The organism is Nocardia sp. NPDC051990, from assembly GCF_040680755.1.
Lineage (GTDB): Bacteria > Actinomycetota > Actinomycetes > Mycobacteriales > Mycobacteriaceae > Nocardia.
Window position 1 is genome coordinate 67,728 of record NZ_JBFAXH010000001.1, and the last position, 24,325, is coordinate 92,052.

Sequence of the window (24,325 nt, forward strand, 5' to 3'; positions counted from 1 at the left end):
CAACACCGACAATCGGGCCGTTCTTCCCGACCATGGTCTCGCATCCACGACTGAGCCTCGTAACCGACCCGCATAACTCGACCCGTACAACTCGACCACCACGGAGCGAGCCTTACGAGCGAGGAGTTCGCGGCACCCGTCTCGCGTCCGAATCGTCAAAGCGCATACGCCACACGCATGGAACTCAACCATCCGACGTACACGCACGGGACTCGACCATCCGGCGCGCGTGCACTTGGTGCTGAACCATCCGCACATCGCCGACCCCCACGGAGCGAGTCTTACGAACGAGGAGTTCGCGGCCCGTCTCGCGTCCGAGTCGTCGAAGCGCATGCGACGAAGTCGCGAGTCTCGGCTAGCGACTGCTTGCAGGTCGCTCGAAAGGGTCGGACGCGAGACACCAGGGGGGCCGCGAACACGCCGCGCCCGCGCGGCCAAAAATACAGCTCAACCGCGTGGATACGGCCAAGGGTTGAAGCGACAGCGCTTACCGTCCATCGGGACCACACCATCGGGATCAAGGACCGCGATGTCGTTGTTCTTGGTGCCGAAGGTCTGCTGCATCATCACCGGCGCGAGCCCGCCATCGGTTTCGCACGGCTGATGCTGGTGATAGCCGATGGCATGGCCGACCTCGTGGTTGACCAGGTACTGCCGATAGGAACCGATATCACCCTCGAAGGCCAGCGCACCGCGGACCCAGCGCACCTCCGAAAGCACCACCCGGCGCAGATCGGCATTGAAGCAGGAGGAGTCGATCGGAATATCGAAACCGCATGCCTTGCGCGAGGATTCGCGGGAGGCCAGCGAAATGCGGAAGTCCGGTACCCCGTGATCGATGCGCCGGAAGGCGAATTTGGTGTCGTGCGTCCAACTCTTGGGATTGTTCAAGGTGCTGTCGATCATCTTGGCAACGGATTCGTCCCCGCCGAATCCGGAAGTGTCTACGCCGTCCTCGATTTCGATGGTGTACTTGAACTGGTACTCCGATCCGGTACCCACCTGCACGGTGGTCCCCGGCACCATATGCCATGCGCCCATACCGGTTTCGGTGAACGGTCCGCCGTCGGGCAGCGCGCCGGTCGGCAGATTCGTCGGGAAGTGGCCGTCGCCGGGTGGTGCGCCGATGATTCCCGCTGTTGCCGCGCGCGGGCTCAATCGTCCGAATCCCGGTGCCCCGCCTGCCATATCCGCCGGATCGCTGACCTCGCGCACCGCGTCCACGATCACCAGCACGGTCACCACGAAAAGTACGGGAAGTGCGTAAGCACGCCAGCCATAGGTGCGGATGAAACGACCGAGTGCGCTCTGCTTCTTGGTATCGCGCTCGGGTCTGGACCGCCTGGAGCGCTGTTCTTCGGTGGGATCCCAGCGGGCCCGCAGCGGTTGATAGGAACGATCGACGGGTGATTCGGACAAGCCGGGGGGGTCATAGATCTCGACACCGTTCGTAGCGCTCGCTGGCGAACCGGATCTCCATTCGATCTCACCCTTGGCGCCGTCCCGGGCAGCGACACCGTTTCGAGTGGCTGCGCCCGTACGCACCTCGGGGCCTGGCCTTTCCACAGGGCCCGAGACTACGGACCCGGACGCGGCGGAGCCAGTCCGGCGGTGCGTGCTGCGCCCGCCGCCGGAGGATCTTTCCGGTCGGTCGGTCACGTCAACCAGCGTCTCACAAGGCGCAATACCCCCGCCCAGCCTCGCCACCGTGCCCGATGCCGATCCTTTCGAGCGACCTGCAAGCAGTCGCTGATAATGCGACATATCTCACCGACTGGACTGCATCTGCGGCCCAGATCCGCAGACGTTGTACAACCGGGTATCGTTCATGGGATACCCGGTGTACACCCCAATTTGCCGGGGCATCGACTGGGAGAGCCGAAAATGACTGACCTCGTGGACCGGATGACGTCGCGCAGAACGTCGTCCGATGCCATGGCGCCGACCAAGCGCGGTACCCGGCTTCCGCGCGACGAGCGTCGTCAACAGCTACTCTTGGCCGCCAGTGAGGTATTCGTTCAACGCGGCTACCACGCTGCCGGTATGGACGAGATCTCACAGTGCGCCGGAGTCAGCAAGCCGGTGCTCTATCAGCACTTCGCCAGCAAGCTCGAACTCTATTTGGCGGTGCTGCAGAACTACGTCGACATGCTGGTGTCGAGTGTGCGTCAGGCGCTGCGCTCGACCACCGACAACCGCCAGCGCGTGCGGGCCGCGGTACAGGCCTATTTTGATTTCGTCGACAACGAAATGCAGGGCTTCCGACTGGTTTTCGAATCCGATCTGATCAGCGAGCCGCAGGTGCAGCGCCGGGTCGAGCAGGCCACCGAGGCGTGTGTGGACGCGGTCTTCGATCTGGTCGCCCACGATTCCGGTCTGGACCCCTACCGGGCCAGGATCCTCGCGGTCGGACTGGTCGGCACCAGCCAGTTCACCGCCCGGTATTGGCTGGAGGCGGATCGGCCGATTCCGAAGGAAGAGGCGGTCGACACCACTGTCGCCCTGGCGTGGGGCGGTCTGTCGCACGTGCCGCTGCATCCGATCCACTGACCGAGCAGACAACGGAGCCCCCGCATTCCAGCGAATGCGGGGGCTCTCGGCTGTTGCGTCGCGGTTCGGCTCAGACCGATGCGAAGCCGACGCGGCCGCTGGTGGCGGCGCCGATCTCGACGTAAGCGACCTTCGCGGCCTGGATCAGGAACTTGCGGCCCTTCTCGTCGGTGAGCGCGACGACGCCGCCCTCGCCGCTCAGCGCACCGGACACCAGCGCCTCGACCTCATCCGGGGTCTGCCCGCTATTGATCACGAGCTCGCGCGGGCTATCCGAAATACCGATCTTGACCTCCACGGCCAACCTCCGAACCTAGAGTCCTGTGTGCTGTCGAAATCAAGGCTAATGCTCCCCTGCCTCCCGGGGTATTCAGGCGCCCCACTAAGAGCCACGGAATCCACGTCGGCGACCGGCGGCCGGACAACCCCCCAATTCTGGGCGTACCCGGGGAGTTACCCATGTACCTGGGAAATCAGTGGTCACATCGGGGATCCGACAGCACCGTCGACCGACCAGGCGGCTGGCGTTCGCCTGTCGCGAACGCCAGCCCGCGCGCATGGATATGCCTACTTGGGCTCGATGAGCTGGATCTCCAGCTCGACCTTGACCGCGTCGCTCAGCATGCCGGGCAGCGGGCCGCCGACGCCGAATTCGGTGCGCTTGATGGTGCCGGTCGCGGAGAATCCGGCATGCCGGTCGCCGGTCCCGGCGAACTCCTGGACGCCGCCCCACTCGACATCGAGGGTGACCGGCTTGGTGATCTCGCCGAGCGTGGCCTCGCCCTCGACCTCGAACGATTCCGCGATCAGGACCGGCTCGACGGCGCGGAAGCTCAGGGTGGGGCGGTTGGCGACATCGAGGAAGTCGGCGGTGCGCACGTGGTTGTCGCGCGCGACATTGCCGGTATCGAAGGAGTCGAGGTAGATGGTGGCGCTGAGGGTGGCGAAGCCCTTGTCGTCGACCACGCATTCGGTCTCGAACTTGGTGAAGCGGCCGCGGACCTTGGAGATGCCGAGGTGGCGGATGGTGAATTCGACCTGGGAGTGCATCGTGTCAAGGGTCCAGGAGCCTGGGGTGAGCGCGGTGGCAGTGGCGGATTCAGCGGAAGATGTCATGCCATAGACCATGACCGGACCGCGGTCCGCTAGCCACACCGCCGTTATCCTGGACCCGTCAGGGCGCGGATAACCATCCCAGGACGGGACACGATGAAACGTATGGCACCCAATCCCTTCGCGGAATATCTCATCGCCCGCCGGGCCCAATTGCGGCCCGCGGATGTGGGACTTCCCGAAGGCGGTCGCCGCCGCACTCCGGGATTGCGCCGCGAAGAGGTCGCGGTGCGCGCCGGGGTGAGCGCCGACTATTTGGCCCGGCTCGAGCAGGGCCGCGATACCAATCCGTCGCCGGCGGTCATCGATGCGCTGGCACAGGCGCTGCTACTCGAAGGTAGGGACCGACACCACTTCGGTTGGCTCGCCATCACCTCGAATAACGAATCCCGTTGCCCCACCACCGAATCCGTCGCAGAACACCCGACGCCCGCGATCGAGACCATCCTGCGCGCGCTACATCCCACTCCGGCCTTCGTGATCGGGCGGCGGTTCAATGTGCTCGGCTGGAATCCGGCATGGGAGAACATCGCGAAACCCGTTGGGCTGCTCGATAATCCGGAGGTCGTGAATCTGGCCTGGTTCACCTTCGCGCATTCGCGCGCCAAGCAGGTGTTGCGGAACTGGGACGAGGTGGCCGATATTTTCTCGGCCGCACTGCGGCGCGCGACGATCCGCTGGCCGGGCGAGGACAGCCTGGTCGAGCTGATCGACGCGCTGCTGGCCTATCCGGAGTTCGAAAGCCGTTGGCAGCCACAACATATCGACGACCTGACCTCCGGCACGATGCGGTTCGACCACCCCGAATACGGCCATATCGATATCGCATTCGAGGCCCTGAACGCCGATAGGGATCAGTGCGTCGTCGTCTGGCTTACCGACCAGGCCCAGGCGCAATCGCCGGGCTTGCGACTGGTCGGCGCGGTCAACGAGTAATCAGATGCCCAGGACGGCCATGCGCTCGGCGTGACTGGCCTGCATGCGCTCGAACAGCGCGGCAATGCCGTTGAGGTCACCGGTCGCGGTGAGCACCAGCTCGGTGAGTTCGTCGCGCTGGGCCATGACGTACTGCGCCTGGGTGATCGCCTCACCGAGCAGGCGCCGACCCCACAGCGTCAGCCGGTCGCGCACGGAGCGGCTCGTCGCGACCGCGCGGCGCACCTCCTCCACCACGAATTCGGAGTGACTGGTCTCAGCGAGCACATCGCGGACCACGGCGGCGACCTCGGGAGACAGGGCGCCGGCGATCTCGGTGTAGAAGTCGGCGGCTATACCGTCACCGACATAGAACTTGACCATCGACTCGAGCCAGGTCGAGGGATCGGTGGAGTCGTGGTAGGCGTCCAGGGCACGCACGAACGGCGCCATCGCATCGAAGACGTCCACACCGCGTTCGGCCAGCGCGGACTCCAGGGTTCCGAAGTGCCGCATCTCGGCGGCGGCCATCTTCGCGACGGCCACCTTGCCGCGCAGTGTCGGCGACAGCTTGGCCTCCTCGGCCAGCCGGTAGAACGCGGAGATCTCACCGTAGGCGAGCACCGCGAACAGGTCGGTCACGCCCGTGTCGTCGGCGGAAATGAACGAGCCGGACAACGAAACCCCTACCGTTGCAGGTGACTGTGCTCCCATGTCGACACAGCGTAGTCCGGGTCCGTTACGTGTCACCGTCATCCCGGTACGTGTCGCTGTCATCGCGGCGAACATCGGGAGGTGATCGCTCAGGACAGCTCGGATAGGAACTTATCGAGATAGGTCCAGGTGGTGTCGCGCGCGGTTTCGGCGGTGAGGATGCCGAGGTGACTGCCGGGTGCGGTTTCATAGCGAACGGACCGAGCGCCGGTGAGGGTGCGTTGTCCGGCGGCCACCGCGGCGGCTGGGGTGATGACATCGGCGGGTCCACCGACCAGCAGCACGGGCGCGGTCACCTCGGCTAACTCGATGCGGCGCTTGCCGAGTTCGACGACACCGCGGCCGATGTCGTTGTGCAGGATCAGGCGGCCCCACAGCTGGCCGTAGAAGCGCCCTGGATAGCCCGGCATTTCGGACATGAAACGGTCGATGGACTCCATTTTGGCCAGGTTTTCGGTGCGGGCGATATTGCTCGCGACGAACCAGGGACGGGTGAGTTCGCGGTCCCATGCGGTGACCCGGTAGGCAATTCGGGTCAGCGTGGCCGGAATGCCGCCCACCATGCGTACCGCCGTCGAGGTGGCGATGCCGCCGGTCAGCTTGGCCACCGCGCGCACCTGGGGAATGCCGGTCATCTTGTCGTAGTCCAGCGGCGAACCGACCGCGGTGATGGAGCGGATCGGCAGTTCGGGGTGCGCGGCCGCGGTCAGCAGCGCGAGGGTGCCACCGATCGACCAGCCGACCAGATCGACCGGACGGCCGCCGCGGTCGGCGCAGATGCGCCGAATCGCCTCGGGCAGGATGTCATCGATCCAGGTCTCGAAGCCCATCCGTCGGTCGGCGAAGGTGATCGCGCCGTAGTCGATGACGTAGGGCGCCCGGCCCGTCTCCAGCAGGAACCGGGCCACGCTCTGATCCGGCCGCAGATCGAAGCAACTGGCGGGCGCGGCCAGCGGCGGCACCAGCAGCACCGCCGAATCCGTTGCGGCAGCGACGGATCCGGTAGCTTCGAAGCGGCGCAACTGCCGATGTGGTTCGTCCCACAGCACCGTCGACGGGGCGGGATCGGGCGCCGCGACACCTTGGCCGAAGGTCAGCGCCCAGGCATTGCGCGCGGCGATGGTGACGGTATCGGTGAGACTCACACCATGAATCTTTCATATCACGTTACCGACGGTAACAGGCAACTCCGATTTGTGAGCAATCGTGCACCGCTCAACTCCGAGGCATGCCGATCGGATTGAGCGGCGGCACCACGCTCTGCTGGACGCGCCGCGTCAACGGATCGAGCACATAGGTCAGCTCGGCGATGGCGTCCTGCGACAGCGCCGCCAAGGCGCCGTTCCAGGCCGCCTCGTCGGTGTCGGCCTCCACTCGTTCGAGCAATTCGGCACCCGCGCCGGTCAACTCGGGGCTGCTCGATTCGCCGGCGATCAATCCCCTTGCACGCAACTCGTCGGCGATGTCGGACCATTCCCGCTCCGACCAGCCGCGCGCGGGTCGCATCACCGATTCGGGTGCCTTACCGGCCGCGACCTGCAGCACCAGCGCCTGCGATCCGGTCAGACCGTGGGCGATCAGGGCCGCCACATGCCCGTCACCGCGATGTTCGCGCAGGGTGGTGGTGAGCTGCCACAGCGCGGCCACCGGATCGGCGGACAGCGGCAATTCCGCATTCGCCGCGTACAGCGGGCGGCCGGTCGCATCGGCCGTGCGCGCCACCGGTTCGAGCAGTTCGGCGGCACGGGCACAATCGGCATCACCGGCTCCGGCTCCACGCAACAATCCGACCGAAAAGTCTAGCCGGGCCGCGAGGCATGCCGCCGGCGTCGTTCTGGCCCAGGCGTCCGGCACCGCCTTGGCCACCACGTCCGGATGGAATCCGGCGAAGGTCGCCAGTACGGCTCCCGCGCCAACCGCCCCCAGCGGCGCGGCCCGGAACGCGAAGTAAGTCTGCCAGAATCCGCGTAGTCCGAGCGCGACTCCGGCCCGCTTGACGTCCGCGCCGAAATACACCACATCGTGGATGGGTTCGAGAGTATGCCAGATTCGACGCGCCAGATGAATTGCCATGTGGCGCAGCGTACGTCGACGGCCAACGGATGGAAACCGCGTATTTCGCCCGAAATTGCCGACCATTTCGAACGACCTGCAAGCAGTCGCTACGGTGACCGACCATTTCGAGCGACCTGCAAGCAGTCGCTACGGCGACCGTTTCGAGCGATCGGCAAGCAGTTGCTACCGCAAATTCGAGCCGTGCACAATATCACGCTACAATCTCTGCGGACAACGGAAATTTTCGTCCGTCGAGTCGCCGGATCGTACGGTCGCCAGAGTGTCGCCGACGAGATTTTCGAAGTCTGGGAATATGTGCGCGCACCAGATCCGCATCACCCTTGCGCCGCGCCGATGTCTGCCGAGGTCAGCCGCCGAAACGACGAGCTCCCGCAGGCATCACCGGCAGTGGCCGAGGTGAGTATCACAGGCGGATATGTGGTTGTCGCGGGCCGGCCGGTCCGCCCCACACCTCGTGCGCGCGTGACGCGATAACGAGGAAAGGCACGGACCTGAGCAAGATCACTGTCGAACAGGAACCTGGTCTGGCGGATACGCTACTGACCGCCGAACTGGACGAAACCCACACCGCTCCGACATTCGCCGAATTGGGGGTTCGCGATGAAATCGTGCGAGCCCTCGGTGAGATCGGAATCGAACGCACCTTCGCAATTCAGGAACTGACCCTTCCGCTGGCTCTCGCCGGTGAAGATCTGATCGGTCAGGCCCGCACAGGTATGGGTAAGACCTTCGGATTCGGTGTGCCGCTGCTGCACCGGATCGCGACCGCCGACACCGGGACGACCCCGCTGGACGGCACCCCGCGGGCACTGATCATCGTGCCGACGCGCGAACTCTGCATCCAGGTCACCGCGGATCTGGAGAACGCGAGCAAGTACCTGCGCAACCGCAAGGGCAAACTGCGCGTGCTCTCGATCTACGGCGGCCGCCCGTACGAATCGCAGATCGCCGCGCTGCGCTCCGGCGTGGACGTGGTCGTCGGCACCCCCGGCCGACTCATGGATCTGGCCGATCAGGGCCATCTGATTCTCGGCAAGGTCGGCGTACTCGTGCTGGACGAGGCCGACGAAATGCTGGATCTGGGCTTCCTACCCGATATCGAACGCATTCTCGGCATGGTCCCGACGCAGCGCCAGACCATGCTCTTCTCGGCCACCATGCCGGGCCCGATCATCACCCTGGCCCGCACCTTCCTGACCCAGCCGACGCATATCCGCGCCGAGGAGCCCCACGATTCCGCCGTACACGATCGCACCGCGCAGTTCGTCTACCGTGCGCACGCACTGGACAAGAGCGAGCTGATCGCCAAGGTGCTGCAGGCCGAGAACCGCGGCGCGACCATGATTTTCACCCGGACCAAGCGCACCGCGCAGAAGGTCGCCGACGAGCTGGCCGACCGCGGCTTCGCCGTCGGGGCCGTACACGGTGACCTCGGCCAGATCGCCCGGGAGAAGGCGCTCACCAAGTTCCGCAAGGGCACCATCAATGTGCTGGTCGCGACCGATGTCGCGGCGCGCGGCATCGATATCGACGATGTCACCCACGTCATCAACTACCAGTGCCCGGAGGACGAGAAGACCTACGTGCACCGGATCGGGCGCACCGGCCGGGCCGGACGCACCGGCGTCGCGGTGACGCTGATCGACTGGGATGAACTGAATCGCTGGGCCGCCATCGACAGCGCCCTCGGCCTCGGCATCCCGGACCCGGTCGAAACCTATTCGCGCTCCCCGCATCTGTTCTCCGACCTCGGCATTCCGGAGGGTGTCACCGGCACGGTCCGCAAGCCGCGGCCGGTACGCGACGAGGACGCCGAGGTGGTCGAGCGCCCCGCTCGCACGCCGCGCATGCGCACTCGGCGCCGCACCCGCGCGGGCCAGCCGATCGACGGCGCGACCAACGACACCGAGACCGGCGAAGCCGAAACCGATACCGCCGCAGCCCCACTCGACGACGCGAGCGACGACGAGACGGCGGATAAGCCCACCCGTCGTCGCCGCCGCCGCAGGTCCGCCGGTGATACCGCGAACGGCATCGAGTCGAATGGCAACGGCGACAACGGCACCGATGTGACCGCCGAGGCGGGCGCGGACAGCGATGCCGATGACGCCGAGACCACCGATCAGCCTGCGCGTCGTCGGCGCCGCCGTCGCAAGCCCGCGGGCGAAGCGACCGCTGACGAAGCTGCCGCGGACACCGCTCCCGCGACAGTTACCGCCTCGGCATAGTCGATACGCAGGCGCGTCTGTCATGCCACAGGCGCGCCTGTGCCGTCTGCGCAGCTGGGGCGGCGGCGGAGATCCACGGCGAGACCGATCGCATCGACCGGACGATACGTTGTAGTCTCGCAAGCGTGCTCGCACCCGAGCGGCGAACGCGCGCCGACATCATCTCCGCAGTCGCGATCGCCGTGGTCGTTGTGATCGCGGCGGTGGTGGTGTGGGCGCGCAGCGATGCCAGGGGCACCGAGTCGGTCACGGCGGAACATCCGATTTCCACCCCGGCCGCGGCCGATCAGGTGCCGACAAGTCTGCATGAGCTGTGGCATGCGCCCGACCCGGCCGCGAGCCGGGCGCTGGTGGCCGCTGGCACGGTCGTCACGGGCGCGGACGGTACCGTGACGGGCCACGATCCGCGCACTGGTGCGCCGCTGTGGCACTACCGGCGCGACCTCCCCCTCTGCGGCGTGGAGTCGCAGTTCGGCACGGTGGTCGCGGTGTACAAGGATCAGCGCGGCTGCAGCCAGGCCACGCTGCTGGCCGGTGAGGACGGCTCGCGCCGGACCGCGCGCAGCAGCTATATGGATCCGGCCGTGCAGCTATCGGTCGACGGCACCTATGTCCTGGCCCAGGGCCCGCGGCGGCTGGAGATGTGGCGCTCGGATCTGGTGCGTACCCTCGAATACGGCTACGTCGACGCACCGGTGAACGTGAAAACCCAACCGCGCAAGGGTTGCAAGCTGATCTCGTCGAGTTCGAGCTCCACCCGGCTCGCGGTGCTGGAACGCTGCCCCGAGGACCCGGCCAATCGGTTGACCGTGCTCAATCCGGCCCCGAAGGACAACACGGTGCCCGAGGAGTACGGCTCGCATGTGCTCAACGGATCCGGTGCGGATGCACCCGACGCCCGGGTAATCGCGGTGTCCGACAACCGAATCGTGCTGTACCTACCCGGTGTGCCCGCGACGGCGACCGCCGAAGCGATATCCCCGCGGCTCGCGGTATTCGACGGCACCGGGAATGCGCTTGTGGTGCACCAACTTTCCGCACCGCTGAGCGATAAGTCGACGACCACCCGGATCAGTTCGCTGTTCCTGGTATTCACCGGCAACAGCCTGATCGCGTTGAACGCGGGCACCTTCGATCCGATCTGGGCCGCACCAGGCGCACTCGGCAGTCCGGTCTTCATGGCGGGCCGACTACTCGTGCCGGTCGACGGCGCGATCGCGGTCCTCGATCCCACCTCGGGCGCCGAAGTGTCACGCATTCCGGTCGCCCGCCCCGGCTACGACGGCTCCCCGATCTCGCTCGCCGTCCTCGGCACAACGGTGCTGGAAAGGCGGGAAGCCGAGATGTTCGCACTGGGCTCGTGATGACTGATTTAGTAAGAACATGGGTAACTCATCGGGACCGCCCAAAGACCGGCCCGCACCTACCGCCGGCCCGGGAAATGAGCATCGAGGCACCCGCCGACCGGCAAAGATTCGCGCAGGCGGCCTAGTCATGTCCGCACGCGACGATGCCCGGCTGGTCCTGCTCCGGCACGGCGAAACCACCTGGTCGAGCCAGCGACGCCATACCGGCCGTACCGATCTGGCGCTCACCGAGCACGGCGAGGAACAAGCGCGCGCCGCGGGCGTGGTGCTGAGGGAGCTGGAGCTGAACGACCCGCTGGTGCTCACCAGTCCGCGGCAACGCGCCGTGCGCACGGCGGCGCTCGCCGGGCTCACCGATACCGTCGTCGATGACGATTTGGCCGAATGGGATTACGGCGATTACGAGGGGTGGACCTCCGTCGAGATCCGCGAGCATGATCCGGGCTGGACCATCTGGACCGGAGTCGTGCCGGGTGGCGAGACGGCCGCTCAGGTCAGCGCGCGCGCCGATCGGGTGCTGGCATCGGTCGAACCCGCACTGCCGGACCGGGATATCGTACTGGTCGGCCACGGTCATTTCTCTCGGACGCTGATCGCCCGCTGGGCCGAACTCGATATCAGGGAGGGGCGTCGCTTCGCGATGTCGACCGCCGCGATCACCGTGCTCGGTTACGAACACGACGACCGAACCATCCTGGCGCACAACCTAGTTCCCGCAAACCATGGAGCCGCACTATGACCCGCCCCGGCACGATCCGCCGCGCCACCCCCGCCGACGTACCCGCCATGGTTGGCCTCGTCGAAGACCTCGCCGAGTACGAAAAGTCCCGCGCGGAGTGCACGCTCACCGCCGAACAACTCGACGCCGCGCTGTTCGGGCCGTCGCCCGCGGTTTTCGCCCATGTCGTCGAGGACGAGACCGGTGTGGTCGGCTGTGCGATCTGGTTCCTGAACTACTCCACCTGGACCGGCGTACACGGCATCTATCTGGAGGACCTGTACGTCAAGCCGGAAACCCGCGGCAAAGGTTACGGCAAGGCGCTGCTCGCCACCCTCGCCGAGGAGGCCGCCACGAACGGCTACAGCCGGGTCGACTGGGCCGTGCTGACCTGGAATACGCCCGCCATCGAGTTCTACAAATCCATCGGCGCCAACCCGCAGGACGAGTGGGTCGGCTACCGACTCACCGGCGCGGCCATCGATAAGCTCGCCGCCGAAGCCTGGTGAGTGAGCGCCAGTGAGTGAACCACCAGCACAGCGCGCAGTCGTGAGTGAGCGTAGCGGGCGAACCATCAACACAGCCGAGCACTCGCTCGTTCCGGAACCGAGCGCCAGCGAGGCGGAGGCATGAGCAAGTGAGGGTTACCGCACCCACGGATTGGCCGACCACCGCGGACGAGGCGATGGCCATCCAGGATGCCCTGCGGCCATTGGTGATTGCGGCCGACCCGCGGCCACCGCAATTCCGCACCACCGCCGGACTCGACTCCGCCTACGACGACACAACCCGGATCGCTGCCACGGCCGCCGTCGTACTGGACAGTGCCACACTGGATCCCGTCGATACCGCGGTAGCGCACGGCACCGTCACCTTTCCCTATGTGCCTGGCCTACTGTCCTTCCGCGAACTACCCACCACCCTCGCCACGCTCGAAAAGCTCATTACCACACCGGATCTGCTGATCTGCGATGGTCAGGGAGTCGCCCATCCACGCCGCTTCGGCTTGGCCTGCCATGTCGGAATCCTCACGGGCACACCGACGATCGGCGTAGCCAAGACACCGTGGGGCGACTACCCGGAGCCCGGTCCGGAGCGCGGCGCGGTCAGCGATATCACCATGGACGGCGAAATCGTCGGGCGTGCGCTGCGCACCCGACGCGGTGTCAAACCGGTCTTCGTCTCGGTCGGCCATCTCATCGACCTGGATACCGCATGTACCCAGGTGCTCGCACTCACCCCCCGCTACCGTCAGCCGGAAACCACCCGGCAAGCCGATCGCCTGTGCCGTCAGGCCCTGCGGGCCGTCACCGCCTGAACCCGGCTACTTCGATTCGGGCGGATCCGGTTCGATCCCATACACCTCGGCCATCCACCGATTCGACGCGGGCGCGAACACCAGCACCAGTGCGGAGACCACGACAATGCCGAGCAGCGCGCCGAGCACGGGCTGATGCGAATCGGTCAGCAGCGACCAGGTCACCGGAAGCAGCAGCACCTGTGCGATCACGGCGATGGCCCGCCCCCAGCGGTGCCCGAGAAAGAGTCCGATCCCGGCCGCGAGCACCGCGCCGCCGAGAACACCGAACCACGCGGCCGTGCCGTACCCGCTCACGGCACTCTGATCGTGTCCGAGCAGCCCGCGCACGACCAGCACGATCGCCACGACCACGGCCACCGCACCCTCCAGCGCGACCAATCCGCCCGCACCGCGCACCGTCGCGGGCACACCCGCCGAAACCTCGTCCTTGCCGCTGTCCGCCACGTGGCCAAGCCTAGAACCCACTCGGCGGCTTTTCGGACCGGGCCGTCGGCCGATTAGGCTGCCGAGGGTGCGGACGCTGCTGATCGTGAATCCGAATGCCACCTCGACTACGCCGGCGACGCGGGACCTGCTGGCGCACGCGTTGGAGAGCCGCACGCAGCTGACCGTCGCGCATACCCAGCACCGCGGCCACGCGGCGGAATTGGCCCAGTGGGCAGCGACCAACGAGATGGATCTGATCGTGGTGCACGGCGGCGATGGGACGGTCAACGAGACCATCAACGGGTTTCTGCCGCTGCCCCAGGTCGACGACGGGCAGGCATGGCTGCCGCGCCTCGGCGTGATCCCGGGCGGTTCGGCGAATGTATTCGCGCGCGCCCTCGGCATATCCCCGGATCCGGTGACCGCGACCAACCAGCTCATCGACCTGCTGACCCTCAACCGGGACCGCAAAATCGGCCTCGGCCTCGCCGATGATCGCTGGTTCGGCTTCAGCGCGGGTGTCGGTCTGGACGCCGATGTCTGCGAGGCGATCGACAACAGCCGCGCCAATGGCCGTGCCGCCACCCCCGGTCGCTACGTTCGAACAACTGTGCGACAATTTTTCAAGGCCAAGCGCAGGGAGCCGAGCATCCGGATCGAGATTCCCGGATTCGACCCCATCGGTGAGGTCCATTACGCCTTCGTAACAAACGCGAGTCCGTGGACCTACCTGAACGCCACCCCGGTGCACACGAACCCGGGAACGACCTTCGAGACGGGTCTCGGCGTGTTTGCGGTGCGGTCGATGTCGGTGGTCTCCACCCTGCTGCTCGCCAGGCAGTTGCTCGCGGTCAATGGAAATCCCAAGTCCCGCAACCTATTTCGCGAAGACGATGTGCCGTCTGTGCACATCGAGACCACCGAACCCATCGGGCTGCAAATCGATGGCGATTTCATCGGAAAACGCAACATGGTGGATTTCACAGCCGTGCCGGATGTGCTCGAGGTCGTCGCTCCACGCCCCGAATGAGCGCGAAACGCGCGAAAAATCTCGATGTTGTGCTGCGAAAACCAGGTAGAGCGAGTACAAAGGACCGGGCAGGTTCCCCCTGGGGGTCCGTGAGAGCGTGAGCTTCCCCACGGTGCACCGGATACCTATTGACATCTACGGTGTTCGTGAAAGCATTCACAAGCAACCGTGCGGAAACATTCGAGTCGCACAAGTGAACGATCCACAAACCATCGGCGCCCTTTGTCGGCGCCCAGTAAAGGAGCAGAGGAATGGACTGGCGCCACAAGGCCATCTGTCGCGATGAGGACCCCGAGCTGTTCTTCCCGGTGGGTAACAGTGGTCCGGCGCTCGCGCAGATTGCCGATGCCAAGCTGGTCTGCGCTCGCTGCCCCGTTACCGCTGACTGCCTGTCCTGGGCCCTGAAGTCCGGGCAGGATGCCGGCGTGTGGGGTGGTATGAGCGAGGACGAGCGTCGGGCGCTCAAACGTCGCAACGCCCGCACGCGCACCCGCACCGTCGTCTAGTCGGACGACCAGCGTTACCGGGACCTATCAGCCCGGCCCGGTAACGCGATCAAGGCCCGGCACTCAGGTGCCGGGCTATTTTGTGCCTGTGTTTGATTTGCAGCGCCTGCGGCGCTGCGTGTTCGCGGCCCCGTTCTGTCTCGCCTCCGAGCAGTCGAGACTCGCTTCGTGGTGGTCATCTGTGCGTGGAAGCTGAGTCTTATTGCTTGCCAAGCAAATTCGGCTCAGCGTCCCGAGCGGCGCCCCAAGGGGACGCGTAATACCGCGTCGGTGCCGATGTCGGCGCCGGGGTGCAGGCCGATGGAACCGCCGAGTTCCGCGGTGACCAGGGTGCGCACGATCTGCAGGCCGAGGCGGTCGGAGGATTCCAGGCTGAAACCCGGTGGCAGGCCCCGGCCGTCATCGCTGATGATCACGTCCAGCCAACGCGCCGAACGCTCGGAACGGATTGTCACCGTGCCGTTTTCGCCGGAATCGAAGGCGTGCTCGATGGCGTTCTGCACTAGTTCGGTCAGCACCATCACCAGTGGGGTCGCGCGTTCGGCGGAGAACACACCGAGCGAACCAGCCCGGCGCACTTTGATTCTCGCGGTGTGCACGGTCGCGACATCGGCCATGATCGGCAGCAACCGGTCCACCACCTCGTCGAGATCGACCTCTTCGTTCACCGACATGGACAGCATTTCGTGCACCGAGGCGATCGAGGTGACCCGGCGCACCGATTCGGTCAGTGCGACCTGCGCCTCCTCGTTCTCGGTGCGCCGCGCCTGCAGCCGCAGCAGCGCGGCCACGGTCTGCAGATTGTTCTTCACCCGGTGATGGATCTCCCGGATGGTCGCATCCTTGCTGAGCAGTGCGCGGTCGCGTCGCTTGACCTCGGTGACGTCACGGACCAGCACCGCGGCCCCGGCCAGCTCCCCGTGCGGGCGCAGCACCAGAGTGCGCAGCAGCACGGTGGCGCCGCGCGCCTCGACCTCCATGCGACGCCCGGTCCGGCCGGCGAGAGCGGCCTGGATATCGCCAACGACCTCCTGGGCATCGAACGGATCGGTGATCAGCGACCTGGTGGTGACGGCCAGATCCTGACCGGCCAGATCCGACTGCAGCCCCATCCGGTGATACGCCGACAGCGCGTTCGGGCTGGCGTAGACGACGATGCCGTCGGTATCGAGCCGGATGAAGCCGTCGCCCGCGCGCGGGCTCGAGTGGGTCGCGGCGCGGTCCTCGGTGGTCGGGAAGGTGCCATCGGCGATCATCTGGCACAGATCGTCGGCGCAGGCGACATAGGCGATCTCCAGCGTGCTGCGCACCCGCGAACGCTGTAGATCGGTATCGCGGCTGAGTACCGCGATGACATCGTCGCCGCAACGCACCGGAATGGCCTCGCGGATGGCGTGCACCGGATGCGGATGGTAGACGCCCTCGGCCTCGATGTCGCTGTCCGCGCGCACGATCTTGCCGGTCATCAGCGCGTCGAAGACCTGCGGATGATCGGCCTGCGAGGCGATACCGCCGACCCGATCCTCCAGGTGGACCGTCGGCGCGGTGGTCGGGCGGCACTGTGCGACGCAGACGATATCTGCGCCGTCGGCGATCGGCCCCGCACCGACCCACAGCAGCAGATCCGCGAACGACAGATCGGCGAGTAACTGCCAATCGCCGACCACCCGCTGTAGATGGTCCACGGCGACGCCGGGTAGGTCGGTATGTTCGGCCAGCAGCTCACTCAGTGTCGCCATATTCGATCTACCCGCTTCAGAAGTTAAGAGATAACGGCGATCAGGTGCCCAGCCTTGATCGCATCGCCCTCTTTGACGCCGATCGAGGTCACCGTGCCACCGCTTTCGGCCAGCACCGGGATCTCCATTTTCATCGACTCGAGAATAACCAGGGTGTCGCCCTCGTATACCTCGTCGCCCTTGGCAACAACGACTTGCTGCACGACCGACACCAGTTCCGAGAGCACTTCCTCCGCCATGACACCCCATCCACTCGTTCGGCCCGTATCCGCTGAAGCTACAGCCAACCACACATGAAACAATGGCCTTCGATCAGAGTGCTCCCCGCAACCGCGGGGGTGATCCAGGAGGATACCGATGGGTAAGCGTGGCCGTAAGAAGCGCAGCCGCAAGGGAAGCGCGGCCAACCACGGCAAGCGTCCTAACGCCTGAGCCGTAGCAGCACGAAAACACCGAGGGCCAGGATCTTCCGTAAGGAAGACCTGGCCCTCGTGTTTTCGGTATCCGGAACTACTCGGTGGTCTCGACCCGCGTCACTGTGACAGATCGGCGGATCTCCAGGGTCAGTCGATCGCGCAGCGAATCCGGTGCCCGGTCGCCGCCGCACTTGCGGCTCAGCAGGCTCTTGATCTTCTCCTCGATGCCATAGGCCTCGATACACGGCGAGCAATGGTCCATGTGATGCTGCAGCCGAGCCCGGGTGGCATCGTCACATTCACCATCGAGCATGAGCCAAACATCGGCGAGCACAGCCGTGCAGTCCAACTCCATATCGGGGTCACGCTCCGTACTCACTGCTTGACCTCCTGGCGTTGCGCGCCGTTGCGGTTGAATCCACGTTCGCGCGCCACATCGGCGAGCAAACCCTTCAGCTGCTTGCGGCCGCGATGCAGCCGGGACATCACCGTACCGATGGGAGTACCCATGATGTCGGCGATTTCCTTATATGGAAAGCCCTCGACGTCGGCGTAGTACACCGCCATCCGGAACTCCTCCGGCAGCTCCTGTAGTGCGGTCTTGATGTCGTCGTCCGGCAGCGCGTCCAATGCCTCGACCTCGGCCGAACGCAATCCGGTCGAAGTGTGCTCGGCGGTGGCGGCGAGCTGCCAGTCGGTGATCTCGTCGGTCGGATACTGCGCGGGCTGGCGCTGCTTCTTGCGGTAGGAGTTGATGTAGGTGTTGGTCAGGATCCGGTAGAGCCAGGCACGCAGATTGGTGCCCTCCTTGAAGGATTTGAAGCCCTGGAACGCCTTGACGTAGGTCTCCTGCACCAAATCCTCGGCATCGGCCGGATTTCGGGTCATGCGCAGCGCGGCACCGTAGAGCTGGTCGAGCAACGGGAGCGCATCGCGCTCGAACCGCTGCACCAGCTCGGCATCATCGACCGCGGCGCCGACCGCACCGCCGGTCACCACGTCATCGTCGCTCGTCACACCAATCCCTTCGATCGCCGTACCTGCCAAATCTACAGGCGCGGTCGAAACGAGTGGGAACTGAGCATCCCCCGCGGCGCTCTCGATGCGCCCAGGGGCGGTATCGAAGTGGAACCACGGAGGGCGCCGATCGTGCCGCAAATCGGGCACAGTCGACGCCACCGGGCGTTCTTGGAGCAGAACAGGCACCGACCTCTCCTTTACGTCCTGTAGCCGTGCGGCTTTCTGTATTCGCATGCAACATGTCCGGGCTCGACTGTGTTCCCATAGCGAACTCCCCACCCCGAAAACACCGTGCCGAGCACCGCTATGGACCGGTGCAGGTCGCTCGAAAAGGTCAGCGGCATCGCCATTAGGGTGACCGGCATGGCAGGAGCCTCGACCCCGGCGATCCGCACCCTGGCCAAGGCCGGTGTGGCCCATCACGTCCACGCGTACAAGCACGATCCGCGCGCCGACTCCTATGGCACCGAGGCGGTCGACGCACTCGCCGCCGAGGTCGGGGTGACGGCGGCACAGATCTTCAAGACGCTGGTGATCGAATTGTCGACCGGCGCGCTCGCGGTCGCGGTGCTGCCGGTGCCGAATACCTTGTCGCTCAAGGCCGCCGCCGCGGCGCTCGGTGTGCCCAAGGCGTCCATGGCGGACAAGGCGAAGGCCGAGCGAATCACCGGTTACGTACTCGGCGGCATCTCCCCGCTGGGCCAGCGCAAACTGCTGCCCACCGTGGTCGATGCGTCGGCATTGGTCTGGGACCGCATGCTGTGCAGTGCGGGGCGGCGCGGTCTGGAGATCGAACTGGCACCAGCGGACCTGGTCCGGCTCACCAACGCGGTAACCGCACCAGTCACATCCGTATAATTCCGCACCAAACCAGCAACATTTGTGCGTTACTGAACGGGCCATGATCGTCCGACTCGAGGATGTGATGCGAAATGTCGGCTTGTCAGCGTTTGCGCACCATGATCATCGTTGCGTTCGGAGCTCTACTGCTGCTCGCACCGACGGCCACCGCCGCACCGAGCGGTCCCCCGGCGACCGAGGTCGGCGACTTCTCATTCAACGCGCAGGTCAGCGACGATGCACCGAAGCGGAACGGCACCCCGAAGAAGGATGAAAGGGCCGACAAGGCCGAGAAGTTGGGCGGCGGTGTCGTGGGCAAGGTCATCGACCTGGCCGGCAGCATTGCCAAATGCGTGCTGAATATCGTGACACCCAGCGTGAAGTGCCAACTCTGAGTTATCCGACGGCGGGCCGGGCGATTACAGCAAGCTGATCTGCCCGGCCTTTTCCGTATCGGCCGGAATATCCAACGGCGCCAACAACTCCGGACCGTTATTGCGCACGCTGTTGACCAGCGACGACACCGGACGCGCCACAATGCCTGCGACCGATTCGACGCTCGGTGTCTCCAGCAGGGTGGCCTGGGCCGAATGATCCGGATCCAGCCAGGCCGCCCAATGCTCCTGCGGCATGGGCAGTGGCATCCGGTCGTGGATGCGGGTGAGTTCGCCGACGGCGTCGGTCGTCAGGATGGTGCATGACAGCAGCGGTTCGCTCGCCTGTTGCGAACGGTCCCGCCACACCGACCACAATCCGGCCATATACAGCCGCGAGCCATCGGCTTTCGACATGAAATACGGATGTTTCGCAACCTTGCCCTTGGCCCCGGCATCCGGTTCGACCAACCACTCGTACCAGCCGTCCATCGGGACCAGACAGCGGCGATACTTCACCGCATCGCGAAACGATGGCGTGGTCGCCGCCTTATCGGCGCGGGCATTGAACAGCGGTTTGCCCTTGACTGGCACACCCGGTTCGGCGGCCTTGGTCCAGACCGGGATCAGGCCCCAACGCATCCGCCGAATGCGCAGCTTGGGGTCGTCATCCGGGTGATCGTGCGCGTGCCGCTCCACCACCGTCAGCACCTGGGTGGTCGGCGCGACGTTGTAGTTGGCGAAACCGCCGTTGTCATCGGTCGGCGTCTCGTCGATGGCGTCCAGTTCGGCGGCGAGCCGACCGGGATCGGTAGTTGTCGCATATCTGCCGCACATATCTCGATACTTCCACGCGGTGCCGACAGACTCGGGAAGAATCGACAGCAGGGGTGACCTGGTGAGAGTTGTGACATAGCACCATCTCAATGAATGGTCGTTAACTTATCTCGGCATGAGGAGAGACCAACCGTGACAACCATCGAGACCACCCCAGCGGCGCCGGAGACGGCGTTGAAATCGGTCGATCCGGCCACCGGAGAGGTCATCGCCACCCATGCGATCGCGGATGCCGACACTGTGCGCGCCACCGTCGCCAAGGCCCGCGCCGCGGCCCGCACTTGGGGTGGGCTCAGCTTCGACGAGCGGCGCAAACATCTGCTGCGCTGGTCGAGCCAGTTGGTCGCGGACTCCGAAGAGTTCACCGCGCTGATCCACAAGGAGAACGGCAAACCACTCGACGACGCATTCCTGGAATTGCTGCTCGCGCTCGAACACATTGCCTGGGCGGCCAAGAACGCCAAGAAGGTGCTGTCGCCGAAGCGGATCGGCCCCGGCGCCTTGATGGCGAACTTCTCCGCGCGATTGGAGCAACGTCCGCTCGGCGTCATCGGTGTGATCGGCCCGTGGAACTACCCCGTCTACACGCCGAACGGCTCCATCGCCTACGCGCTGGCCGCAGGCAATACCGTGGTCTTCAAGCCGAGCGAATTTTCCACCGGCATCGGCAATTTCCTCTCCGATGTGTTCAAGAAGGCCAATCCGGATCTGCCGGAAGGCGTCTTCGAAACCGTCAATGGTTACGGTGCGACCGGGGCCGCGCTGGTCCAGGCCGGTGTGGACAAGATCGCGTTCACCGGCTCCACCGCGACCGGCAAGAAGATCATGGCCGCGGCCGCCGAATCGCTGACGCCGGTACTGCTGGAATGCGGCGGTAAGGATGCGGTGATCGTCGCGGGCGATGCCGACGTCAAGGCCGCCGCCGATGCGGTTGCCTGGGGCGCCACCGCGAACAGCGGCCAGACCTGCGCCGGTGTGGAGCGGGTCTATGTGGATCGCTCGGTGCGCGACGATTTCGTTGCCGAGGTCAAGCGCATCTTGAAGGACGTCAAGCCGGGCTCGGGCGCCGATGCGGCCTACGGTCCGATGACCATGCCCAGCCAGATCGATATCGTGCGCCGCCATATCGATGACGCGCTGCAGAACGGCGGCACCGCGGTGCTCGGCGGGCCGGAGTCGGTCAAGGGACCGTTCATCGAGCCGGTCGTGCTGGTCGATGTGGACGAGAACTCCGAGGCCGTGGCCGAGGAGACCTTCGGCCCGACCGTCACTATTCGCACGGTGAACAGCGTCGACGAGGCGGTCGAACTGGCGAACAAGTCCAAGTACGGGCTGTCCTCTGCGGTCTACTCGAAGGAGAACGGCCTGGAGATCGCGCGCAGGCTGCGCGTCGGCGCCACCTCGGTGAATTCGGTGCTGGCCTTCGCTGCCATCGCCGGTCTGCCCTTCGGCGGTGTCGGCGATTCCGGAATCGGGCGCATCCACGGCGAGCCCGGTCTGCGTGAATTCACCCGGCCGCATTCGATCGCAGTGCAGCGCTTCACGATTCCCGGCATGGTACTGCTCAGCTACTCGCGGACCCAGTTCACCATGAAGCTGCTGCGTCGCCTGGTCCCCATCCTGCACGGACGCCACAAGTAAAGCCGCTGGTCGCCGCATCGGTCGCGCGCGACCGATGCGGCGGCTGTGACCTGTGAGGCGCGCGATTTCCGGCGGAGTTGGGCCACCCCTCGCGTGTCCGGGGGCGCGATGGGCGAAGATGGATGGGTGAGTTTCTGGCCAGCGCCCCATGTCGATGTCCCCGTGCACGCGACCGTGACCCTGCCCGGATCGAAATCGATCACGAATCGGGCCTTGATCCTGGCCGCGCTCGCCGAGGGCCCCTCGACTATTTCCGGCGCGCTGCGCAGCCGCGATACCGAACTCATGATCGGCGCCCTGCGCGCACTGGGTGCGCGAATCGAGGGCGACGCCGAAACGCTGACCGTGACACCGACCCCACTGCACGGCGGCACCGTCGACTGCGGCTTGGCCGGTACCGTCATGCGCTTCCTGCCGCCGGTCGCGGCCCTCGCCACCGGCGATGTGGCCTTCGATGGCGACGAGCAGGCCCGGGTTCGCCCACTCGGCACCATCCTGGAGGCACTGCGCCGGCTCGGCGCGGATATCGAGGGCAACGCACTGCCGTTCACGGTGCACGGCAAGGGTGCGCTGCGCGGCGGCGCGGTCACCATCGATGCCTCCGGCTCCTCCCAGTTCGTCTCCGGACTGCTGTTGTCGGCAGCCCGGTTCGACGAGGGCGTCGTGGTGCATCACGACGGCAAGGCACTGCCATCGATGCCGCATATCGAGATGACGGTGGAGATGCTGCGGCGTGCCGAGGTCGTCATCGATGCTCCCGCCGACAGCCGCAAGGCCCAGACCTGGACCGTCGCACCGGGTCCGATCCGCGCGGTGAACTGGGATGTGGAACCGGATCTTTCCAATGCCACACCGTTCCTGGCCGCGGCCGCCATTACCGGCGGCGAGGTCCGCATTCCGCACTGGCCACGCCTGACCACCCAGCCCGGTGATGTGATCCGGGAGATCCTGGTGCGCATGGGCGCCGAGGTCACCCGATTCGATGGTGTGCTGACCGTGCACGGCCCGGAGCGCCTGGCCGGTATCGATATCGATCTGCACGATGTCGGCGAGTTGACCCCGACCGTGGCCGCCCTTGCGGCACTTGCGGATTCGCCGTCCCGGCTGCGCGGTATCGGACATCTGCGCGGTCACGAGACCGATCGGCTCGCGGCCCTGTCCACTGAGATCAACCGGCTCGGCGGCAATGTCACCGAAACCGAGGACGGACTCGAGATCACCCCGGCCCCACTGCACGGCGGCAACTGGCATTCCTATGCCGACCACCGAATGGCAACGGCCGGTGCGATCCTCGGTCTCCGGGTGCCCGGCGTGGCCATCGAGGATATCGGCACCACGGCCAAGACGCTGCCCGGCTTCGTCGGCCTGTGGGAGCAGATGCTCGATCCCACGCTAACGGATCAGGGAGCGGCCCACTGAGACGCCCCAGAGGCAATGTTGCCAGCTACGACGAGTCCGATGTCCGGGTGCGCCCGGGCAAGTCGTCTCGTCCACGCACGAAAACCCGTCCGCAGCACAATGATGCGGAATCGGCCATGGTCGTCTCGGTGGACCGCGGACGCTGGGGTTGCGTGCTCGGCGGCGATCCGAACAAGCTGATCGTCGCCATGCGGGCCAGGGAACTGGGCCGCACCCCGATCGTCGTCGGCGATCAGGTCGACGTGGTCGGCGATCTGTCCGGCAAACCCGATACCCTCGCCCGCATCGTCCGCGTCACCGAACGGCGAACCGTCCTGCGACGCACCGCCGATGACACCGATCCCTTCGAACGGATCGTCGTCGGCAATGCCGAACAGTTGTTCATCGTGGTTGCCCTCGCCGATCCGCCGCCGCGTACCGGTTTCGTCGAACGCGCAATGGTCGCCGCGTATGCCGGTGGGCTGCAACCGATCCTGTGTTTGACCAAACACGATCTGGCCGCCGAATCCGAATTCGCCGCCGCCTTCGACGATCTCGACCTCACCATCATCTACGGCGGCATCGGCGACCCCCTCGAACCGGTCCTGGACCGGCTCGCCGACCGGCTCACCGCCTTCATCGGCCACTCCGGCGTAGGCAAATCCACGCTGGTGAATCGTCTTGTGCCCGAAGCGGATCGGGCCGTCGGCGAGGTCTCCGGTGTGGGCAAGGGCAAACACACCTCCACCCAATCCGTCGCCCTGCCGCTACCTAACGGCGGCTGGGTCATCGACACACCCGGTGTCCGTTCCTTCGGACTGGCCCACATCACGCCCGACGATGTCATCGCGGCCTTCACCGATCTGGCCGCCGCCATCGAAGATTGTCCGCGCGGCTGTACCCATCTCGGTCCGCCCGCGGATCCCGAATGCGCACTGGATGCCTTGCCCGGCAAGGAACGCCGCGTCGCCGCCATCCGCCTCCTGCTGACGGCGCTGAACTCCAACGAAGCCTGGTAGTTCCGCGTCGGAAAGCGCATCCGAACCGATGACGGCAAGCTGATCATCCTCGTCATAACCGCCACCGTCGCGACATC

26 protein-coding genes are annotated in these 24,325 nt (G+C 65.8%); 14 read left to right on the plus strand and 12 right to left on the minus strand.

Annotation, left to right across the window (positions count from 1 at the left end; translation table 11 throughout):
- Nucleotides 1–447: 447 nt before the first annotated feature.
- A complete protein-coding gene (locus tag AB0L63_RS00320; protein ID WP_364492675.1) occupies nucleotides 448–1,419 on the minus strand; it encodes a DUF3152 domain-containing protein in 972 nt (323 codons plus the stop codon).
- A gap of 465 nt (nucleotides 1,420–1,884) precedes the next feature.
- Here AB0L63_RS00320 and AB0L63_RS00325 point away from each other — a divergent pair, with 465 nt between their 5' ends.
- Nucleotides 1,885–2,550 (plus strand): TetR/AcrR family transcriptional regulator, encoded by a 666-nt coding sequence (locus tag AB0L63_RS00325; protein WP_364492677.1) that lies wholly within the window; start codon nucleotides 1,885–1,887, stop codon nucleotides 2,548–2,550.
- Between the two features lie 70 nt (nucleotides 2,551–2,620).
- On the opposite strand, the gene AB0L63_RS00330 is transcribed toward AB0L63_RS00325, so the two are convergent.
- Nucleotides 2,621–2,848 carry a DUF3107 domain-containing protein gene (locus tag AB0L63_RS00330; RefSeq protein ID WP_364493884.1) on the minus strand — a complete coding sequence of 76 codons (228 nt, stop codon included), beginning with the start codon at nucleotides 2,846–2,848 and terminating at the stop codon, nucleotides 2,621–2,623.
- 269 nt (nucleotides 2,849–3,117) lie between these two features.
- Nucleotides 3,118–3,666, minus strand: coding sequence for a YceI family protein (locus tag AB0L63_RS00335; RefSeq protein ID WP_364492679.1), 549 nt, complete (start codon nucleotides 3,664–3,666; stop codon nucleotides 3,118–3,120).
- A gap of 102 nt (nucleotides 3,667–3,768) precedes the next feature.
- On the opposite strand from AB0L63_RS00335, the gene AB0L63_RS00340 reads away from it, so the two are divergent.
- Complete coding sequence (locus AB0L63_RS00340; RefSeq protein WP_364492681.1) at nucleotides 3,769–4,599, plus strand: helix-turn-helix transcriptional regulator; 831 nt, start codon at nucleotides 3,769–3,771, stop codon at nucleotides 4,597–4,599.
- On the opposite strand, the gene AB0L63_RS00345 is transcribed toward AB0L63_RS00340, so the two are convergent.
- The 3 genes from AB0L63_RS00345 to AB0L63_RS00355 form a co-directional block, all read right to left on the minus strand.
- Complete coding sequence (locus tag AB0L63_RS00345; protein WP_364492683.1) at nucleotides 4,600–5,292, minus strand: ferritin-like fold-containing protein; 693 nt, start codon at nucleotides 5,290–5,292, stop codon at nucleotides 4,600–4,602.
- Nucleotides 5,293–5,381: 89 nt separating this feature from the next.
- Complete coding sequence (locus AB0L63_RS00350; protein ID WP_364492685.1) at nucleotides 5,382–6,437, minus strand: alpha/beta fold hydrolase; 1,056 nt, start codon at nucleotides 6,435–6,437, stop codon at nucleotides 5,382–5,384.
- Nucleotides 6,438–6,507: 70 nt separating this feature from the next.
- The gene (locus tag AB0L63_RS00355; RefSeq protein WP_364492688.1) at nucleotides 6,508–7,365 is read right to left on the minus strand and encodes a hypothetical protein; all 858 of its coding nucleotides are present in this window, start codon (nucleotides 7,363–7,365) and stop codon (nucleotides 6,508–6,510) included.
- Nucleotides 7,366–7,892: 527 nt separating this feature from the next.
- On the opposite strand from AB0L63_RS00355, the gene AB0L63_RS00360 reads away from it, so the two are divergent.
- The 5 genes from AB0L63_RS00360 to AB0L63_RS00380 all read left to right on the plus strand — a co-directional run bounded on the left by AB0L63_RS00360 (nucleotide 7,893) and on the right by AB0L63_RS00380 (nucleotide 12,999).
- Nucleotides 7,893–9,596 (plus strand): DEAD/DEAH box helicase, encoded by a 1,704-nt coding sequence (locus tag AB0L63_RS00360; protein ID WP_364493887.1) that lies wholly within the window; start codon nucleotides 7,893–7,895, stop codon nucleotides 9,594–9,596.
- A 125-nt stretch (nucleotides 9,597–9,721) separates the two neighbouring features.
- Nucleotides 9,722–10,960 carry a hypothetical protein gene (locus tag AB0L63_RS00365; RefSeq protein ID WP_364492690.1) on the plus strand — a complete coding sequence of 413 codons (1,239 nt, stop codon included), beginning with the start codon at nucleotides 9,722–9,724 and terminating at the stop codon, nucleotides 10,958–10,960.
- A gap of 130 nt (nucleotides 10,961–11,090) precedes the next feature.
- The gene (locus AB0L63_RS00370; RefSeq protein ID WP_364492692.1) at nucleotides 11,091–11,702 is read left to right on the plus strand and encodes an acid phosphatase; all 612 of its coding nucleotides are present in this window, start codon (nucleotides 11,091–11,093) and stop codon (nucleotides 11,700–11,702) included.
- Entirely contained in the window at nucleotides 11,699–12,190 is a 492-nt protein-coding gene (locus AB0L63_RS00375; RefSeq protein ID WP_364492694.1) for a GNAT family N-acetyltransferase, read from the plus strand. The genes AB0L63_RS00370 and AB0L63_RS00375 overlap by 4 nt, the downstream gene beginning before the upstream one ends.
- Nucleotides 12,191–12,318: 128 nt before the next feature.
- On the plus strand, nucleotides 12,319–12,999 hold the full coding sequence (locus AB0L63_RS00380) for an endonuclease V (RefSeq protein ID WP_364492696.1): 681 nt from the start codon (nucleotides 12,319–12,321) through the stop codon (nucleotides 12,997–12,999).
- 6 nt (nucleotides 13,000–13,005) lie between these two features.
- On the opposite strand, the gene AB0L63_RS00385 is transcribed toward AB0L63_RS00380, so the two are convergent.
- Nucleotides 13,006–13,446, minus strand: a complete 441-nt coding sequence (locus AB0L63_RS00385) for a hypothetical protein (protein WP_364492698.1) — start codon at nucleotides 13,444–13,446, stop codon at nucleotides 13,006–13,008.
- 67 nt (nucleotides 13,447–13,513) lie between these two features.
- Between AB0L63_RS00385 and AB0L63_RS00390 the strand changes: the two genes are divergently transcribed.
- Nucleotides 13,514–14,458, plus strand: a complete 945-nt coding sequence (locus tag AB0L63_RS00390) for a diacylglycerol kinase family protein (RefSeq protein WP_364492700.1) — start codon at nucleotides 13,514–13,516, stop codon at nucleotides 14,456–14,458.
- Nucleotides 14,459–14,709: 251 nt separating this feature from the next.
- Complete coding sequence (locus AB0L63_RS00395; RefSeq protein WP_011211115.1) at nucleotides 14,710–14,964, plus strand: WhiB family transcriptional regulator; 255 nt, start codon at nucleotides 14,710–14,712, stop codon at nucleotides 14,962–14,964.
- 224 nt (nucleotides 14,965–15,188) lie between these two features.
- Here the strand turns inward: AB0L63_RS00395 and AB0L63_RS00400 are convergent, their stop codons facing one another.
- The 4 genes from AB0L63_RS00400 to AB0L63_RS00415 all read right to left on the minus strand — a co-directional run bounded on the left by AB0L63_RS00400 (nucleotide 15,189) and on the right by AB0L63_RS00415 (nucleotide 18,136).
- Entirely contained in the window at nucleotides 15,189–16,703 is a 1,515-nt protein-coding gene (locus AB0L63_RS00400) for a histidine kinase N-terminal domain-containing protein (RefSeq protein ID WP_364492702.1), read from the minus strand.
- Nucleotides 16,704–16,726: 23 nt separating this feature from the next.
- Nucleotides 16,727–16,942 carry a biotin/lipoyl-binding carrier protein gene (locus AB0L63_RS00405; RefSeq protein WP_364492704.1) on the minus strand — a complete coding sequence of 72 codons (216 nt, stop codon included), beginning with the start codon at nucleotides 16,940–16,942 and terminating at the stop codon, nucleotides 16,727–16,729.
- Nucleotides 16,943–17,213: 271 nt separating this feature from the next.
- Nucleotides 17,214–17,474: a mycothiol system anti-sigma-R factor gene (gene rsrA, locus AB0L63_RS00410; RefSeq protein ID WP_364493890.1), complete on the minus strand. Its 261-nt coding sequence runs from the start codon at nucleotides 17,472–17,474 to the stop codon at nucleotides 17,214–17,216.
- 20 nt (nucleotides 17,475–17,494) lie between these two features.
- Nucleotides 17,495–18,136, minus strand: coding sequence for a sigma-70 family RNA polymerase sigma factor (locus AB0L63_RS00415; protein WP_364492706.1), 642 nt, complete (start codon nucleotides 18,134–18,136; stop codon nucleotides 17,495–17,497).
- Between the two features lie 366 nt (nucleotides 18,137–18,502).
- Between AB0L63_RS00415 and ybaK the strand changes: the two genes are divergently transcribed.
- Together ybaK and AB0L63_RS00425 are read left to right on the plus strand one after the other, a co-directional pair.
- Nucleotides 18,503–18,997, plus strand: a complete 495-nt coding sequence (gene ybaK, locus AB0L63_RS00420) for a Cys-tRNA(Pro) deacylase (RefSeq protein ID WP_364492708.1) — start codon at nucleotides 18,503–18,505, stop codon at nucleotides 18,995–18,997.
- 101 nt (nucleotides 18,998–19,098) lie between these two features.
- The gene (locus AB0L63_RS00425; protein ID WP_364492710.1) at nucleotides 19,099–19,374 is read left to right on the plus strand and encodes a hypothetical protein; all 276 of its coding nucleotides are present in this window, start codon (nucleotides 19,099–19,101) and stop codon (nucleotides 19,372–19,374) included.
- A 24-nt stretch (nucleotides 19,375–19,398) separates the two neighbouring features.
- Here AB0L63_RS00425 and AB0L63_RS00430 read toward each other — a convergent pair whose 3' ends face one another.
- Nucleotides 19,399–20,190 (minus strand): SOS response-associated peptidase, encoded by a 792-nt coding sequence (locus AB0L63_RS00430; RefSeq protein ID WP_364492712.1) that lies wholly within the window; start codon nucleotides 20,188–20,190, stop codon nucleotides 19,399–19,401.
- Between the two features lie 132 nt (nucleotides 20,191–20,322).
- Here AB0L63_RS00430 and AB0L63_RS00435 point away from each other — a divergent pair, with 132 nt between their 5' ends.
- From AB0L63_RS00435 to rsgA, 3 genes are all read left to right on the plus strand, one after another.
- Complete coding sequence (locus AB0L63_RS00435; RefSeq protein ID WP_364492714.1) at nucleotides 20,323–21,831, plus strand: aldehyde dehydrogenase family protein; 1,509 nt, start codon at nucleotides 20,323–20,325, stop codon at nucleotides 21,829–21,831.
- A gap of 108 nt (nucleotides 21,832–21,939) precedes the next feature.
- Nucleotides 21,940–23,250, plus strand: a complete 1,311-nt coding sequence (gene aroA, locus AB0L63_RS00440; protein WP_364492716.1) for a 3-phosphoshikimate 1-carboxyvinyltransferase — start codon at nucleotides 21,940–21,942, stop codon at nucleotides 23,248–23,250.
- Nucleotides 23,247–24,248 (plus strand): ribosome small subunit-dependent GTPase A, encoded by a 1,002-nt coding sequence (rsgA, locus tag AB0L63_RS00445; RefSeq protein ID WP_364493893.1) that lies wholly within the window; start codon nucleotides 23,247–23,249, stop codon nucleotides 24,246–24,248. Before aroA ends, rsgA begins: the two co-directional genes overlap by 4 nt.
- The last annotated feature ends 77 nt before the right edge of the window (nucleotides 24,249–24,325 follow it).

Coding starts and splice junctions, on each gene's coding strand:
- AB0L63_RS00345 (WP_364492683.1), bottom strand. CDS start 5,292: ATGGGAGCACAGTCACCTGCAACGGTAGGGGTTTCGTTGTCCGGCTCG.
- AB0L63_RS00355 (WP_364492688.1), bottom strand. CDS start 7,365: ATGGCAATTCATCTGGCGCGTCGAATCTGGCATACTCTCGAACCCATC.
- aroA (WP_364492716.1), top strand. CDS start 21,940: ATGGGCGAAGATGGATGGGTGAGTTTCTGGCCAGCGCCCCATGTCGAT.
- AB0L63_RS00395 (WP_011211115.1), top strand. CDS start 14,710: ATGGACTGGCGCCACAAGGCCATCTGTCGCGATGAGGACCCCGAGCTG.
- AB0L63_RS00405 (WP_364492704.1), bottom strand. CDS start 16,942: ATGGCGGAGGAAGTGCTCTCGGAACTGGTGTCGGTCGTGCAGCAAGTC.
- AB0L63_RS00340 (WP_364492681.1), top strand. CDS start 3,769: ATGGCACCCAATCCCTTCGCGGAATATCTCATCGCCCGCCGGGCCCAA.
- rsrA (WP_364493890.1), bottom strand. CDS start 17,474: ATGGAGTTGGACTGCACGGCTGTGCTCGCCGATGTTTGGCTCATGCTC.
- AB0L63_RS00430 (WP_364492712.1), bottom strand. CDS start 20,190: ATGTGCGGCAGATATGCGACAACTACCGATCCCGGTCGGCTCGCCGCC.
- AB0L63_RS00400 (WP_364492702.1), bottom strand. CDS start 16,703: ATGGCGACACTGAGTGAGCTGCTGGCCGAACATACCGACCTACCCGGC.
- AB0L63_RS00325 (WP_364492677.1), top strand. CDS start 1,885: ATGACTGACCTCGTGGACCGGATGACGTCGCGCAGAACGTCGTCCGAT.
- AB0L63_RS00370 (WP_364492692.1), top strand. CDS start 11,091: ATGTCCGCACGCGACGATGCCCGGCTGGTCCTGCTCCGGCACGGCGAA.
- ybaK (WP_364492708.1), top strand. CDS start 18,503: ATGGCAGGAGCCTCGACCCCGGCGATCCGCACCCTGGCCAAGGCCGGT.
- AB0L63_RS00425 (WP_364492710.1), top strand. CDS start 19,099: ATGATCATCGTTGCGTTCGGAGCTCTACTGCTGCTCGCACCGACGGCC.
- AB0L63_RS00375 (WP_364492694.1), top strand. CDS start 11,699: ATGACCCGCCCCGGCACGATCCGCCGCGCCACCCCCGCCGACGTACCC.
- AB0L63_RS00335 (WP_364492679.1), bottom strand. CDS start 3,666: ATGACATCTTCCGCTGAATCCGCCACTGCCACCGCGCTCACCCCAGGC.